14 protein-coding genes are annotated in these 15,092 nt (G+C 45.5%); 7 read left to right on the top strand and 7 right to left on the bottom strand.

What is annotated here, in order from left to right; genetic code table 11:
• Positions 1–142: 142 nt before the first annotated feature.
• From DV872_RS16860 to DV872_RS16890, 7 genes are all read left to right on the top strand, one after another.
• Entirely contained in the window at positions 143–1,429 is a 1,287-nt protein-coding gene (locus tag DV872_RS16860) for an aminotransferase class I/II-fold pyridoxal phosphate-dependent enzyme (protein ID WP_114631119.1), read from the top strand.
• Between the two features lie 150 nt (positions 1,430–1,579).
• Positions 1,580–1,954 (top strand): response regulator, encoded by a 375-nt coding sequence (locus DV872_RS16865; RefSeq protein ID WP_171832116.1) that lies wholly within the window; start codon positions 1,580–1,582, stop codon positions 1,952–1,954.
• A gap of 6 nt (positions 1,955–1,960) precedes the next feature.
• Complete coding sequence (locus tag DV872_RS16870) at positions 1,961–2,419, top strand: chemotaxis protein CheX (RefSeq protein ID WP_114631121.1); 459 nt, start codon at positions 1,961–1,963, stop codon at positions 2,417–2,419.
• A 1-nt stretch (position 2,420) separates the two neighbouring features.
• Positions 2,421–4,625, top strand: coding sequence for an ATP-binding protein (locus DV872_RS16875; RefSeq protein ID WP_114631122.1), 2,205 nt, complete (start codon positions 2,421–2,423; stop codon positions 4,623–4,625).
• Positions 4,625–5,137 carry a cytochrome P460 family protein gene (locus DV872_RS16880; protein ID WP_114631123.1) on the top strand — a complete coding sequence of 171 codons (513 nt, stop codon included), beginning with the start codon at positions 4,625–4,627 and terminating at the stop codon, positions 5,135–5,137. Before DV872_RS16875 ends, DV872_RS16880 begins: the two co-directional genes overlap by 1 nt.
• A 91-nt stretch (positions 5,138–5,228) precedes the next feature.
• Positions 5,229–6,416 carry a Gfo/Idh/MocA family protein gene (locus tag DV872_RS16885; protein ID WP_114631124.1) on the top strand — a complete coding sequence of 396 codons (1,188 nt, stop codon included), beginning with the start codon at positions 5,229–5,231 and terminating at the stop codon, positions 6,414–6,416.
• A 44-nt stretch (positions 6,417–6,460) separates the two neighbouring features.
• Complete coding sequence (locus DV872_RS16890; RefSeq protein ID WP_114631125.1) at positions 6,461–7,750, top strand: P-loop NTPase; 1,290 nt, start codon at positions 6,461–6,463, stop codon at positions 7,748–7,750.
• Positions 7,751–7,806: 56 nt separating this feature from the next.
• Here DV872_RS16890 and DV872_RS16895 read toward each other — a convergent pair whose 3' ends face one another.
• From DV872_RS16895 to DV872_RS16925, 7 genes are all read right to left on the bottom strand, one after another.
• Positions 7,807–8,040 carry a hypothetical protein gene (locus DV872_RS16895; RefSeq protein ID WP_114631126.1) on the bottom strand — a complete coding sequence of 78 codons (234 nt, stop codon included), beginning with the start codon at positions 8,038–8,040 and terminating at the stop codon, positions 7,807–7,809.
• A gap of 32 nt (positions 8,041–8,072) precedes the next feature.
• Positions 8,073–8,621: a tetratricopeptide repeat protein gene (locus DV872_RS16900; protein ID WP_114631127.1), complete on the bottom strand. Its 549-nt coding sequence runs from the start codon at positions 8,619–8,621 to the stop codon at positions 8,073–8,075.
• Entirely contained in the window at positions 8,618–9,883 is a 1,266-nt protein-coding gene (locus tag DV872_RS16905) for an MFS transporter (RefSeq protein ID WP_114631128.1), read from the bottom strand. The genes DV872_RS16900 and DV872_RS16905 overlap by 4 nt, the downstream gene beginning before the upstream one ends.
• Before the next feature lie 29 nt (positions 9,884–9,912).
• A complete protein-coding gene (locus DV872_RS16910) occupies positions 9,913–11,787 on the bottom strand; it encodes a TRAP transporter large permease subunit (protein ID WP_114631129.1) in 1,875 nt (624 codons plus the stop codon).
• Positions 11,784–12,794, bottom strand: coding sequence for a TRAP transporter substrate-binding protein DctP (gene dctP / locus DV872_RS16915; RefSeq protein WP_114631130.1), 1,011 nt, complete (start codon positions 12,792–12,794; stop codon positions 11,784–11,786). The genes DV872_RS16910 and dctP overlap by 4 nt, the downstream gene beginning before the upstream one ends.
• A 36-nt stretch (positions 12,795–12,830) precedes the next feature.
• Positions 12,831–13,841: a TRAP transporter TatT component family protein gene (locus DV872_RS16920; protein ID WP_147283193.1), complete on the bottom strand. Its 1,011-nt coding sequence runs from the start codon at positions 13,839–13,841 to the stop codon at positions 12,831–12,833.
• Positions 13,842–13,970: 129 nt separating this feature from the next.
• On the bottom strand, positions 13,971–14,978 hold the full coding sequence (locus DV872_RS16925; RefSeq protein WP_158547016.1) for an A/G-specific adenine glycosylase: 1,008 nt from the start codon (positions 14,976–14,978) through the stop codon (positions 13,971–13,973).
• Positions 14,979–15,092 lie beyond the last annotated feature (114 nt).

Genomic DNA, 15,092 nt, shown 5'->3' on the forward strand with positions numbered 1-15,092 from the left:
TGGCTTTAATTTGATATTCCATCAATTTTTATGAGAATTCACTCTATTGACGGGAACAAGCTGATTCCCTAAATCCTTCCCTTTCAGTATGATAAATTCAATTTAACTTTTGGCCTCAGGCCCTAAAATCAAGGAGATTACAATGAATCCACAGGCTTCAGCACTTAACGAGGTTTTGGAAGCGCAGAACCCTGCCGTTTACTCACTATTGAGCAAGAAGGGTAAAGCAATATTCTTCCCCAAAAAAGGGCTTGTCATGCAGGGAAAAGATGCCTCAGGCAAAAGAATCAATGCTTCAATAGGAATGGCAACAGAAGATGACGGATCTCCCCTGCGTCTGGCAGCCATTGAATCACTTGTAAACATGCCACCTGAAAAGGTATTTCCCTATGCTCCCAGTTACGGACTACTTCCCTTAAGGCAGAAATGGCAGTCCATTATCCGGATCAAAAATCCCTCTCTAGGTGAGAAAGAGATCACAATGCCTGTTGTTACCAATGCCCTGACCCATGGACTGAGCATGGCGGGCTACCTTTTCCTGGATGAAGGAGACAAGGTAATTCTCCCTGATTACTACTGGGGTAACTATAACCTGGTGTTCAAGAATGCCTATCTGGCTGATTTTGATACCTATCCCATGTATAAAGACGGCGGATTCAACCTTGATGGACTGAGATCAAAACTGATGTCAGAGGGAAAGAAAAAAGTAGTACTTCTGAACTTCCCCAACAACCCCACCGGCTATACACCCACATCAAGTGAAATGACCTCTATCAGAGATATAATTCTTGAAGCAGCCGAAGCGGGGAAAAATATTGCTGTATTCATTGACGATGCCTACTTCGGTCTGGTTTTCGAAGAGGGTGTTGCAACAGAATCCATCTTTCCATCGGTAGCAGATCTTCATGAAAATGTACTTGCTGTAAAAGTAGACGGAGCAACCAAAGAGGACTATGTATGGGGTTTCAGGGTAGGATTTATGACCTTCAGCTGGAAAGGGATGACTACGGAAGCCGGACAGACTCTGGTGGACAAAGCCGCCGGTGCAGTGAGAGGTAATATCTCAAACGATTCCATTCTCTCTCAGAATCTGCTTCTCACAGCCTACGAAACCCCCGGATATGCGGATGATAAGAAAGGCAAATATGCCCTTATGAAATCACGCTATGAGCTGGTGAAAATGACCATTGCCTCACACCCTGAATACAGCGAGTACTTTGATGCAATTCCCTATAACTCCGGTTACTTTATGTGTGTGGAACTTAAAAAGGGAAATGCAGAAGATGTAAGACAGAAACTTCTGGCGGATTATGATACGGGAATCATTGCCCTTGGCACACTGATCCGTGTGGCCTACTCCTCACTTCCCGAAAAGTATATTGAAGAACTTTTCAATAATATCTACAGCGCCTGTAAAGACCTGGATTGATAGACTCTCAATAGAAAAACTGATTATTCAATAGGGGGCTGTCTACCGGACAGTCCCTTTTTTATCTCCATTTTCGGTATTGATTCTCTCATACCGTGTTAAGTAAATATTTCTTTGCCTGTAGAACAGATATAGCGCATAATTATTGTCATGAAGATATTAATTATTGATGATTCCGGTGTAATGCGCCGGATTCATAAGAACACACTCATCGAGAACAAAATCCCCGAGGAAGCACTGATTGAGGCTGCCGACGGTCAGGAAGCCCTGCAGTTGGCAAGTAAAAATGATATAACCCTGTTCCTTGTGGACTGGAATATGCCAAAACTTGACGGTCTGGAATTTGTGGAGCGTCTGAGAAATACGGAGCGTTACAAGACAACACCCATCATCATGGTTACCTCTGAGGCTGCAAAATATAATGTTATCCAGGCCATTACTGCGGGTGTGACAGATTATGTTGTCAAACCGATTCAGGGGTCCATCCTCTGGGATAAAGTATCGAACTACATAAAAAGTGAGTAGGCAGCCATGAAAGCGAAATTCATAAATCCCTTTATCAATGCCGCACAGCGTCTTTTTCAGGATTATATGAAACTGGAAGTGACTGCGGGTAAACCCTTTCTTCTGGGTGATCCCAAGAATCTGCAGGGAGTATCTGCAATCATCGGACTGGCCGGTGAAACAACAGGTGCCGTTGTCCTGACTTTTTCCAGGGAAACAGCCATAGAAATGGTGTCCCGCCTGGAAGGGAAACAATATGTTGCTCTGGGGGCAGAGATCCTGGACGGTGTGGGTGAAATGGTAAACATCATTGCAGGTAATGCAAAAAAAGATCTGGCAGATTTCAGAATAGTAATATCACTGCCGGGGATCATAACGGGAAGTGATTACAAAATAAACTGGCCTCAGGGAATACCTGTAATATCCATACCCTATGAATCGGAAATTGGGCCCTTTGCCATAAACGTATCCATAAAAGAAGGCTAGTATGAAACTGCAGTCCATTCAGGTAAAGATTGTCTCCATGATTCTCCTGGTCATGATTTTTGCTGTAAGTTTATCAATATCCTTTGCAATCCGCACACAGAAACAGAACCTCATCGAAGCCTCACAGCAGACTCTGGCGGTAAATACTCAGGTTCTGAATCACACTATCCGCAATATTATGCTCAGCGGTGAAGCCCCTCTGGCCAACAAGACAATGAAAGACCTGAGAAGTATGCCTGAATTCCTGGAATATGAGATCTACAGGAAAGACGGTTCACTGGCCTTCAGCGATTATAACACCCTGCAATTTGTAAACAATTTCCAGGATAGAATTATGTTTGAAGAGACACCCAGGCTTGAGGGATCAATGAATGAGAGCACAAGCTTCCAGGAAGTGCTTCGTTTCAAAACACCAAAGGCCATACTGAATGAAGAGACCCGGGAAATGGAATATTTTTTTCCTATCCTGAACTATGCAGACTGCCGGAGCTGCCATGGAGATGATCACTTTATCAGAGGTGTGTCCCATTTCAGAATAAGCCTTTCTGATATTTATGATAAAGTTGCCTCTGCACGTTTAATACTCACATTATTTTTCCTCGGAATAGGGCTTTTTATTTTCATCGGAATCCTACTCATGCTCAGACATATAATTATCCGTCCTGTTCTCTCCATCGGCAATGTTGTCTCCCGGGTGGGAGAAGGTGATCTTGATGTGGATATAACCCTCAACCAGAGAGATGAACTGGGAGAACTCGCCGGCAGAATCAACGATATGATCAAGGGCTTGAAAAACAGCAAAAAACTGGAACTTGAAAACACAAGGATTGAAGCCCGTCTCAAAGAAAGTAGAAAATACCTTGATAATATCAATGAAGGTCTGCTCCTGCTGAATCCTGATTTTACAATCACCGACGAGTATTCTTCTTATCTGAAAGAGCTTTTTGAAAAAAAAGAAATTTCCGGTATCAGTTTCAGACATTTCTTACTGGGCAGTGATCAAGAGAATGAAGAAGCTGTGGAACTTGATCAATTTCTTAAGATTATCTTCAATAACCAGACTGCCTCCATGAGTATGATTATGGAGATAAACCCTCTCAGTCAGAGAGAGATAATCCTTCCCAGTGGAAAAAAGCTAATTATTTCTGCACATTTCCAGAGAATCGTTGAAGGGGATACTGTTCAGAATGTAATGGTCCTTTTTCAGGATCTGACCGAGATTTATGAAACAAAAGAAGCCCTGGAAACAGAACGTCAGATCCATGAATCAGAACTGGAACAGATTGCCGCCATACTGAAACTGGGTCCCCAGGTTTTTGAAGAGTTCCTTGTCTCTGCAGGAGAAGTGCTGCAATTTGTTCAGGACAACAGTGAGAATTTTGAAAAGACGGAACTTATTAATAAGGCTTTCAGGGATACACACTCCCTTAAGGGTTCTGCAAGATATCTTAAATTTACAGCACTGGAAAAAATTGCCCATAACATGGAAAACTATTTTGATAAATTCAGAAAATCTGGTGCCGATAGTAGGAAAATTGAAAGCTCAGAACTGATTGAACAAACAAAAGCACTCAGCAGCGAACTGAATTCAATCAACAGAATAATTGAGCGCTTCAGACAATTTTCTGTAAATGAAGGCAGCGATAATCCGGAACTGGATATATTCCGTCTACAGCTGAGTGAAATGGTTGAAGAGCTCTCACAGGAATTGGGAAAAGATGTACAGCTGGATTTCCACTCGGACTGGGAGATCATTCCGGGACTGAGAAGACTGCAAAACTCAATTTTTCATCTTGTGCGCAATGCCCTGGATCATGGTATCGAAGATTCCTTCGAACGCCTGGCAGCAGAAAAGCCGGAAGCATCCATTCTTACGCTGAATTTCATCCATAAAGAGGATTCACTTATTCTTGAAGTTAAGGATGACGGAAGAGGTCTGGATTTCAATGCACTGGAGAAAAAAGCCGTGGAATCAGGTCTTCTGAAACCCGGCAGGCATTTCCCTTCTCAAATCCTGAATGCCCTCTTTAAACCTGGATTCAGCAGCAGTGAAGATGTTTCTGAAATTTCCGGCAGAGGCGTTGGGCTGGATGCGGTGAAAGAAGAGGTCAAAGGGATGAAGGGTAAAATTAATGTGAAGACCCGTATTGGAAAAGGTACATCATTCAACCTGATACTGCCTCTGAAAGAATTGGAGGACAAGTAATGAAACATATATACCTTTTATGCCTATGCGCATCGGTATTTCTCTCCTGTGAAAAAAAGGCCGAAGAGCCCAGGCTGGCTCCATTAACGGCGCAGGAAATATCCGGTGCCCGTCTCTGGGAAAGAATCTCTAAGGACAGTTCATACAAGGATTACAGCGAGTGGTCCGGCCATGAGGGGATGCAGCCCGGTCAGTCACCTCATGGAGCATGGCATAGAGTATATGCAAACAGAAATCTGACAGAAGCACTTCCAATCACCCATAAAACAGCTCCTTACGGCACGATAATCATTAAAGAAAATTTTACGAATTCCAAGGAACTGGATAAGCTGACTGTGATGGCTAAAGTGGAAGGATTCAGTCCGGAAAACAATGACTGGTTCTGGGCCATGATTTCACCAGAGGGAGAAATTCTTGCCGAGGGAACTCCCGGTGGATGCATATCCTGTCACAGCGGTAGAAAGGATAATGATTACATCATTATAAAGAATATTGATGAGCCTTTAAAATAAATCAGCCTTTCCTTAGCCGTCCAGCCTTTTCTTAGTTGCACCTTACTCATATTGAGCCTATACTGTTTTCGCAGAAAAGAGGAGACACACGATGAGTAATGAGGCTTACAATCCGGCAATAAAACATTTAGGAAGACGTCTTCGTCTTGCGGTTATTGGAGGGGGACCCGGTTCCTTTATAGGAAGCATGCACCGACAGGCAGCCCGTCTGACCGACAGCTACGACCTAGTAGCCTCTGCCCTCTCAACAAATCCGGAAAGAGCCTTTCAGGGCGGTAAAAATCTGGGACTGCCTGAAGATAGAATATTCACAGACGGTCTGGAACTGATAGAACAGGAATCCCAAAGATCTGACGGTGCCGAAGTGGTCGCTGTCATGACTCCCAATGACAGTCACCTCCTCTATACCTCAGCAGCCTTGAAAGCCGGTATGGATGTAATCTGTGACAAACCCATGACCAATACAATTGAAGAAGCCGAAGAACTGACGGCTCTTGTTAAAAAGACAGGTTTGATTTTCCGCCTGACCCATAATTACACTGGGTATCCCATGACACGCCAGGCCAGAGCCATGGTGGAAGCCGGAGAACTTGGAGAAATACGCCTGATTCAGGTTGAATATGTGCAGGGAGGCAAGGCCGATGAGTCTGAAGCCGATCCCAGGGGTCCCGATGCCCCCTGGCGATACAACCGCAATAAAGGCGGTCCCTCCCTGGTAATGGGGGATATAGGAACCCATGCCCACAACCTGATCCGTTATGTAACGGGGATGGAAGTAGCCGAAGTTGCTGCTGATGCCGGATCCATTGTACCGAACAGGGAGATCCATGATTACACCGGAGCCCTCCTGAAGATGGAAAATGGAGCCAGAGGAAGTTTCTGGGTTACCCAGGCAGCTGCAGGTATTGAAAATTCTCTGCAGTTCCGCATATCAGGGACCCTGGGAAGCCTCGAATGGGGGCAGGAGATCCCACAGCGTCTGACCTTCAAACCACTGGGAAGACCGACGGAGATCAGAACTCCCAATGGTCCGGGAACCCTCCCGTTAAGCGCCTATGCCAGCCATATCGTTGCAGGACATCCGGAAGGATTTCCCGATGGTTTTGCAAATATCTACAGAGATGCCGCCGAGGCCATAGCGGCTCGCAGAGCCGGAACTGCAGCCAGAATCGAAGCCCTCAGCTGTCCTGATGAAAAGGACGGCCTCCAGGGAATCCGCTTTGTAACAGCCGTTCTCAAATCATCGGCAAACGAAAGCGCCTGGACACAAATTAAGTAAACAGCGGGAGAATCTCCCGACAATAGAATATTTTGGAGAAATAGATGGTACAGAAAGATGTAGTACTCAAAGCATTATCAGAGATAATCGACCCCGATCTGGGAAAAGATATCGTTACCCTTGGTTTTATCAAAGAGCTGGTTATCAGCAGTGGAAAGGTAAGTTTTGCAATTGAGCTGACAACACCGGCATGCCCCCTGAAAAACCAGTTCAGAGAAGCCGCCGAAAAGCTGGTAGGTGAAATAGAGGGAGTAGAAAAGGTCAATGTGACCATGACCGCAAGAAATTCCAGGGATGAAAAAAGCGAAAACGGACTGAAGCAGGTCAAACAGATCATTGCCGTTGCCTCTGCCAAAGGTGGAGTGGGTAAATCAACTGTTGCCGCAACACTTGCCTGTGAGCTCAGGGATCAGGGATACAAGACAGGTCTACTTGATACGGACATCTTCGGTCCTTCAGTACCTACACTTTTCAATATAAGCAAACCCGAAGTGTTTCAGAGAGAGAAGATGCTGATCCCCATGGAAAAAGACGGATTGAAACTTATGTCCTTCGGATTCCTGATGGGTGATGCTCCGGCCATTATGAGAGGCCCCATGGTTTCAGGTTATATGCAGCAGATACTCTTACAGGTTGAATGGGGTGAACTCGATTACCTGATAATTGACATGCCCCCCGGAACTGGAGATATTCAGCTTACCCTGAGTCAGACCATACAGGTGGATGGAGCTGTAATCGTAACCACAAGAGCAGCACTCTCCCTGGTGGACGTGTCCAGAGGAATACTTATGTTTGAAAAAGTAGGGGTACCCATGCTTGGTGTTGTTGAAAACATGTCACACTTTATCTGTGATAGCTGCGACAAAGAACACTTTATCTTTGGAGAAGCAAAGGCTCCCGGAGAACGCTTCGGACTGGAGACACTGGCTCAAATTCCCCTGGAACCGGGACGCGGCCGGAATATGGAAAACTACAAAAGCAATGAGCTGAATAAGTCCCTGGTTGAAAATATTGCCAGAGCATTGGGTAAGGCCACAGCCGCCAAGATTGAACCACCCGAAGTAGTACAGGAAACTGATACTGTTGTTGTGAAATGGAATGATAAGGAAGACTGGAAGATCAATGCCGTGCATATGAGAAGCAGCTGCCGCTGTGCACTCTGCGTGGATGAATATTCCGGAGAAAAGATCCTCAATGATGAGGATATCCCCCGTGACATCAAAGTTGAGTCTGTAACTCCCCTGGGTAACTATGCCCTTGCTGTCAGCTGGAGTGATGGACACAGTTCGGGTATCTTCCCCTATAATCAGCTGAAAGAACTGGCAAAGGCCTGATAATGATGCTCCCTGTACTGTATTTCAGGGAGTTTTGTTTTCAGCTTGTACAATAATCAGCGAACCAGAGGTTCTTCCACCGCATCAATAAGGATTTCAAGATCAAAGATAGAATCTTCAGTGATGTAATCCATATGAGGAGCCTTCTCCATGATACCCCGTGCCAGATGCCAGGCCCTGATATGCCGCCAGGCATCCATATTTAGAATTAACTGTTTGGGGTTTGCCCCATCCTTCTGAAGTTCTATTTTCTGCCGGTATATTTCTGCAACCAGTTCTTCAGCTCTCATGGCCATGCCCTGTATGACACAGAATGCCGGGACTATTCATCATCTTCCTCTGCTGCTTCCAGTATAAGATTCTCAAACATCCTTCTGGCCTCATCAGCACCTTTTAAGTTACCCCGTTCCTCCAGGGTATCCGCCAGGTTGAACCAGGCATCGGGATTATCTTTTTCCAGCTCAATTGAACGTCTGAAAAAGAGTTCGGCATCCTCATACTGTTCTCCTACAAAACGAAGGACTCCCAGAGAGTTCCAGAGACGTGAGTTCTCGTCACCATAGGTAAGGGCCAGATCTAAGGATTCTTCGGCCTCATCAAAACGATCCAGACGGAACAGTGTGATACCCCGTTCACACCAGTAGTCAGGATTATCGGATTCACCGTTAACCGATTGATTCAACAGGGTGAGGGCCTCACCCCAGTTTTCATCAATCATAAGTTCAAGAGCAAGATTATAACTGATAACAGGATCTTCAGGAAGAAGCTCCAGTGCCATCCTAAAACACTCTTTAGCCTTCAATCTTTTTCCCTGCTCTGAATAGACGACCCCCAGGGCAACGAGTTCTTCTACAGAGTCAGGATCTCTCATGTTTCAGATTTCCCACAGCGGACCAGAAAGAAGGCACCCAGGGCAAAAAGAATAATAATACATCCTATACCAACTGAATATGAGCCCGTAGCCTGTGTGGCAAATCCCATGATAAAGGGACCCATAATGGCGGCAAATTTTCCAAAGATATCAAAGAAGCCAAAAAATTCTCCGGCTTGATCGGGGGGAATTAACGCACCGAAATAGGAGCGGGAGAGTCCCTGAATACCACCCTGACTCGTGGCGACCAGAAAGGAGATAAGAATAAACATGGGGATAAGCATGTCGGGGCCCATAAAGGGAAGCAGCGTACCCAGAATTGTGATGATTGAGTAGATTCCTATACCCACAAAGAGCATGAATCTGGTTGATGTTTTCTTGGCAAGGACTCCGTAGAGAAGTGCAAAGGGGAAGGCAACAATCTGCAGCGCCATCAGGTCCAGCAGAAGAATTGTAGAACTTATACCCATCTTTGAACCGTAGTCGGTGGCCATCTTGATAATGGTTCCAACTCCATCAATATAGAAGAAATAGGCCAGCAGAAAAAGGAATATCTTCTTATAAGAACGTATATGCTTGAAAGTCTGATACAGACGTCCGAAAGCATCCCGTATGGGCCGGGGAGAAGGTTCAATTCCATATCGTTGTTTTACATTTTTAAGAAAGGGAATACTGAAACCGAACCACCACAGGGCTGTGATGATAAAAGCGATACGCACACCCGTAATATTCAGAACAGACATGTCTCCGCCTGCCATAAGAAAAATTACGACAAGACTCGCAACAAAGGGAAATGTACTACCGATATATCCCCAGCCGAATCCTCTGGTCGAGACCACATCCATTCTATCAGGTTCGGTAACATCCACCAGACAGGAGTCATAAAATATATTGGCTCCCGCAAAACCCAGGGCGGTGAGCATATACAGGATAATAGCAGTGAGCCAGGCACCGGGCTGAATAAAAATCATCATGGCCGTAGCCAGTGTTCCCACAACAAGGAATACAGTAAAGAATTTCTTTCGCATCCCCTTATAGTCTGCCATGGTCCCCAGAATAGGAGCCAGAATGGCAATGATAAGAGCATAGAAACTGTTTCCATAACCGAGTACGGCTGTGGAAGTTGTATCCGCCAGACCACCCTCCCGGGCTATTTGTCCGAAGAACAGTGGAAATATGGCGGTTGTAATTGTGATGGAATAAGCAGAATTCGCCCAGTCATAGAGGACCCAGCTTCTTTCACTCTTAGTCAGTCGTATCATCAAGACCCCTTATTTTAAGCTATCAATTCCTAGAGTCCCAAAAAGGCCAGGGAGAACCAGGGTACGTATGTTATCAGCAGAACCATCACAAGCAGAACCAGCAGGAAGGGAACAACCTTCTTGTAGATTTCGACAAGAGGTGTTTCAAAACAATAGGATGCAAGAAACAAATTCATACCCACAGGAGGAGTCAGATATCCCAGCTGCAGGTTGGCCAGAAAGATGATTCCCAGCTGTACCGGGTGAAGCCCGAACAACGCTCCCAGGGGAATAACAAGAGGACCCACAACCAGAATAGCAGAATAGATATCCATAAGACATCCGGTTAAAATAAGTATCAGATTCAGAAGAATCAGAAAGACTATTTTTGACTGTATATTGTCCCGGACAAATGCTGTCAGAGCCAGAGGAACTTCTGCATCGACCAGGTAGTAACTCAGTCCCTTGGATACAGCCAGAATCATCAGGATTCCTCCGATTATAGGCAGGCTTTTCTGCATAATTCTGGTGAGATCGGCCATCTTCAGATCCCTGTGAATAATTCCCTCAAGGAAAAGGCAATACACGACAGAAACAGCACCGGTTTCCACAAGAGTGAAGTAACCTCCGAAATAACCGGTCAAAATAAGAACAGGGAGAAATAGTTCACCAACCGCATCTTTAAGAGCCGGAAGAATATCTGAAGGGTTGAAAGTAGTTTTCCTCTTTTTATGAAAAGATGCCACCACACCCATGGCTGAAAGAGCCAGAACCAGAATAGTGCCGGGAATCAGACCACCCAGAAACATATCCTTCACAGAGATCTGGGCCATAACCGCATACATGATTATAGGCAGACTGGGAGGAAAAAGCAGACCGATACTCCCTGAGGATGTCAAAAGTCCCTTGATAAATCCATCTTTATATTCCCCCGATTCATGGAGCATAAAAGAGAGCAGACCGCCCAGGGCCAGTATCGTCACACCTGAGGCACCCGTAAAAGTAGTGAAGAAAGCCGAAACCATAACGGCCATGACCGCCATACCTCCCGGCAGACCGCCGAGAACAGATTTGAATAACCTGACAAGACGTTCTCCGGCCTTACTCTCAGAGAGGATAAATCCAGTTAGAGTAAAAAGTGGAATTGCCGGGACAGAAGAACCTGTGAGCAGGTTGTAGGCCTCATTGGGAAGAATCTCCAGGGAACCCCAGTCCTTTGAAAAAAGAAAGAAGGCTATTCCCCCCAGAAGTATAAATATGGGGGTACCGCTTACGGTGCTGACCATCAGAAGAAGGATCATCGGAACAGCGGCATAGTAGAAAAAGTCGTAGTAAAGCATACTCAGTGAATCAAGAAAAAGAGGAGGTTCCGGCAGCATCATATAGAGCATATTGCTGAATGAGGGAATACTGAGAAAAAATCCCAGAAGAACTGACAGAATAATCACCGGAGCTGAGACTGAATGGGTCCCTTTCTCTTCATGATGAACAAATAAGAAACGAATCGCCATGACGAAAAAGCTCAGGGGGATAATTAAAGCTACAAAACGGATAGGTAGAATACCTATGGACTGCTCAGGATCAAAACCGATCAGCAGAAAAGAAAACGCTGCTGCGGCAAGCCCAAAGCTGATCCCCGACGAAAAAATGCGGCTCACAGCTGTTGAAACGACCTCAAGACGCCCTGAAAAGACATCCCTGCCGGAAGTAAGGGAGAGATGAGCATTCTCTTTGGATGCGATCATCCCCGCCAGAAATGCAACCCAGAGGACCGCATGACTGATATAAGCCTCTGCCGCCCGTATACCGTTATTGAATATGAGACGGGAGAGAATTTCCAGAACGGGAATAAAAGCCAGTATAAGGAAAACCAGAACAGCTGTGGAGAACTCAATCTTTGTGAGGATTTTCCTTACCAATTTCACCTGGCTTTCCTGAAGGCTTCAATTTTAGAATGAATGTTGTTATAAACCTCATCACTGATTCCCTTACCGGGACCTACGATCATGGGATAACCATCCTTGAAAAGATCTCTCCAGGCCTGCATATCTTCAGCAGAGGGAGAAAGGACCTTCAAATCATGTTCCTTCATGACACGGAGCCCCTCCTGATTCAGTTTATCTGTCTCAATGAAAAACTCGTGAGCAACCTCTTCCATGGCCGCTTTAAAATCGTCATGATAACGGGCCGGAATCTTCCGCCATGCCCTTTCTGAAAGAACGATTCCTCCGATAACAGGGGCCATAGGCATGGGATTCATATTCTTGGCAAAGGCGAACCATTGATAGGCCGCCGCAGCCATTGGAATGGAATAAAAGGAATCTATCATTCCGCTCTGAAGTCCCATAAGAGTATCATTCATCCCCAGTGGGATAACCTTGAAATCAAGAGCCTTGAAGGCGTCCATCATCTCGGGACTGTCTGGTGAAACAGCGACTCTTGTCTTTCTCAGATCGTCAGGCGTATTTACTTCGGTATTGGAGAAGAAATTAACCCAGCCTGATTTAGACCAGACCATAACTTCAAATCCCTTTTCCTGAAAATCCTTATTAAAAGAGGGAACCAGTTCCTCCATAACGAAATCAAGCTCTTCTTCTGTCTGCACCAGAAAAGGAAGGCTTAACACAAGACAGTCGGAAACGATTTCAGTCATACCCATATTTGTCATAACAGCCGCATCCAGCTGACCGATCCGCATCTTCCGGACCATATCACCTTCGGTTCCGGCAATACCACCGGGATAGATTTTAAGAGTAACCCTACCGCCGCTGATATCTTTCCATTCACGAGCCATTTTTTTCAGGGTTTTATCCCAGGATGAACCCTCTGGAAAGAGGCTGCCCATCTTGATTGTCAGTGCGGAAAGAGAAGTTGTGCTTACAAAAAGAAGCACAAGGAGAAAAGATAAAATCTTTTTTAGTTTAACATTCATATACTACCATTATATCCCATTACATATGTCGATTCATTAAAAATCAATTAAAAAATAGTCTTCCCTGTGGTCTAGAAGCCACTGGGCTTTTTCCTGAGAAATTATCACAGTAAGCTGAGTATCAGGATCCTCGTAGGGGTCTACAGCCAGAGCTCTGGTCAGAAGGTTTTCGAACTCGGAATAATCCTGATTTTTCACTGAAAAACTGCTTGCCAGGGAGATGTAGGTTCCAGGGTTTTTCCCATCTGACAGAGCCACTGATCTGGCAAAATGGAAACGGGCTCTATCTTCTTCATCTTCTGAAATATTGAATTGTTTATAGTACTTCTCTTCAAAAGCACCGGCGGTCTCGGGAGCCGTCAAAAGAGCATTTTCAATTATTGCAGGAGGCACTGAGGCCCAGATAGTCAGCATAAGATCATGAATGCTGCCGTTTCCGTACTCCTCATCCAGATCCAAAGCTCTGAAAAGAAATGCCAGGGGAAGATGTACTGTCTGTGCGAGTTCCATATCAAAGGGATTACAGGAAAAGGCACCCAGCCATCCGGCAGCAGCCCAGTAAAGGGCGTTAACCTGATCTTTATCGGCTTCTTTCAGAAAGCTGTCCGGATCCAGTGCCAGAAGTTCTTCACCGTCCTTGATCTCAAGAAAGAGACTTTGCAGAATATAGTTCCTGCCCCGCAGATACATCTTACGTGATCTCTCAAGCATCTTTTCCTGCTTAAGATATTCCTCATCTCCCAGCATGGATGCAGGAGTCTGAATAAAGCCGTTGGCATACATGACAAAGGCCTTGCCGGCTGCCAGTTTCAAGGCCGAATCTTCAGGATTCATATCCATCAGGAGTTCATACATTTTAAGTGTGAAAGGGAGGGCATCAGCTATAAGCTGAGGATCATCGTCCCGGGTGAAAGCTCCGGCTCCGGAGTCGGAAGAGAGCATATCCGATAACTTGTTGACCGCCATCTTTTCTATTGAACGGCAGGAGCCAAGGAATATGGAAGCCACAAGCAGGATAATAATGGAATAATGAATACTCTTTTTCATAAGGATAACACTATAAGAATATTTCTGTTTTTTCAAGGAAAATCAGAGAAAGACAATCGATTTGTGAATAGCCGATCTCTTAATGAACTACAGAGAAACCCTTATTGGGAAATAAGCGGCCCTCCTGTTTTATTCAGGAACAAAAAGGAGAGGAATATCATCAAGTATTTTTCTATAAACTGATGCTGTGGGATATTCGCTGATTCTGGAAAGCTCAATCCACTCACAGAGCCCCCCATCTGCCGAAGCCCAGGAGGGAATATCAGCAGCGGCGGCGGCGGGAAGAAAAAACAGCCTCGGATCAAGTTTTTCTCTCCAGCTGGTATAAAGATGGACTCTCTCTTTCAGAACAATGGATCTCTCAACCGACCTGAAGTCAGCAGAACTCTCAGCCCCAACCGACACAGCCTCAAGGGATGCCAGAATCGAATTTTCCGCTCCCCCTGGAAGGGCGGGGATAAACCAGAGTCCCTTACCTATACCCGAATCCCGGCGGATCATCAATATCCTTCCGTCCCTGACAAGAAGACAGAGAGTACTCTGTTTCTCTTTTATCTTACGTTTTTTAACTTCAGGGATCTCCCCCTGAACACCAAGCGCCCTACTTAGGCAGCTCTCTCTCAGAGGACATGAATCACAGTCCGGGGTTCTTACCCGGCAGACCTGCTGCCCCAGCTGCATAAGAGCACAGTTGAATACTCCCGGACTGTCAGAAGGAATAAGCTTATCCAATGCCTCCATCAGACTGGTATCATCGGCACTTTGCCAATTTTTTACGGCTGTAAGCCTCTGGGCGATGCGTCTCACATTGGCATCCAGTACAGGGTAAGCTCTTGAAAAGGCCAGTGAGAGAACAGCTCTTGCTGTATAGTCCCCTATTCCCGGAACCTTGAGGAGCATTTTATAATCCTCAGGCAGTGCTCCACCATGATTTTCAACAAGATAGAGAGCTCCCTTTCTGAGATTTCGAGCTCTGGAGTAATACCCCAATCCCTCCCAGGCCTTAAGAACAGACTGTTCCTCAGCGCCGGCCAGAGACTCCACATCAGGAAAGAGTTCCATCCAGCGTTTAAAATGATTTATCGCTGCGGTCACGACGGTCTGCTGAAGCATGATCTCTGAAAGGGGCTGTTGCAAAAGTAAAATTGTAACAGCCCTTCTTATTTCTAACTAACCATACCCCACCCAAAAGCTTCCCAACAGAAAAAAATGAGTACCATCTTCTACTTTTAGTGGGTTTTTCTGCTTGAA

The sequence above is a fragment of the Oceanispirochaeta sp. M1 genome (assembly GCF_003346715.1).
Classification (GTDB): domain Bacteria; phylum Spirochaetota; class Spirochaetia; order DSM-2461; family DSM-2461; genus Oceanispirochaeta.